A 1048-nucleotide genomic window follows, 5' to 3' on the forward strand; every position below is an offset into this window, starting at 1 on the left:
TGATCGAGTCCATCACGCCGTAAGCAGTCAATAAACCACGCCCTTGCGCGTGGTGTCAGAGCCGATGCGCGCAGGACGGCCTACGCGCCGCCGAGTTCAAGGTTCCAGGGCAGCAGCGCCTCGTAGTCGTCGACCGTCTGCGCCAGCGGCAGCTTCTTGAACAGCGCGACGAGATACCGATAGGGCTCGATGTTGTTGGCCTTGGCGGTCTCGATCAGCGAATAGAGATTGGCGCTCGCGTTGGCACCGCGCACGGTGTCGGCGAACAACCAGCTGCGGCGTTCATGCTCTTATGTTCATGAACGCCGTAATGCGAAGTGCGCTTTTATGCGAAGTCGGGATGTCGATACTGCAATCAGGCCGAGGGACAGGGAAGAGCTTGCGCCCATGATGGCTTTGCATAATCACAGTGCCTGCAGGAACGCCAGCAGGGCCTTGGGCGGACGGTACGTCGTGGGTTTCACCCGCGGTGTCGTCAGGCGCGCCAATGCCCGCTCCTTCATCGCCAGGTCCGCCTCGACGTACATGTGTGTTGTCGCTGGACTCTCGTGTCCGAGCCACAAGGCAATCTCGCACGGGTCGGCGCCCGACTGGAGCAAGCACATTGCGGTGGCGTGCCGAATTAGGTGCGGCGACACAGACATGTTGATCAGGTCGGGGTACTTGCCGGAGGCGATTTGCACGGCGAGTTTCAGGCGCTGAGCGACGTTGGCCCGCGTCATGGGCTTGCCGTCGCGGCGCGCCAGCAGCGGCGAGTCGGCCTGAAGCTGTGGGTTCAGGTGGAGCCAATCCCGCACCGCTTTGGCAGCGGTCTTCCACAGCGGCAACGAGCGCTGCTTGCGCCCTTTGCCGTGCAGCCGGATGCTTGACGTCGGGCCGAGTACAACGTCTGCCACCCGAACGCCTAGGATCTCCGAGACTCGAGCCCCAGTGTTGAACATCAGCGCGAACATCAGGCGATCTCGCTGGCCGATCCAGGTGTCGCTCGGCGCATCGATCAAGGCGAGCATCTGCTCCCTGGGGACGAAGCCCACCATCTTGCGATCGA

General features: G+C 62.7%; 1 protein-coding gene and 1 pseudogene. Both read right to left on the reverse strand.

Annotated elements, in window-relative coordinates; translation table 11 throughout:
* Positions 1 to 80: 80 nt before the first annotated feature.
* Positions 81 to 281 (reverse strand): annotated as a pseudogene (locus tag ACSFA3_RS25845) (transposase domain-containing protein); the annotation flags it as partial.
* A 123-nt stretch (positions 282 to 404) separates the two neighbouring features.
* Positions 405 to 1048: tyrosine-type recombinase/integrase (locus tag ACSFA3_RS25850; protein ID WP_435508164.1), on the reverse strand; the 644-nt coding region annotated here is incomplete at its 5' end.

Source organism: Variovorax glucosi (genome assembly GCF_051216695.1).
Taxonomy (GTDB): domain Bacteria; phylum Pseudomonadota; class Gammaproteobacteria; order Burkholderiales; family Burkholderiaceae_C; genus Variovorax.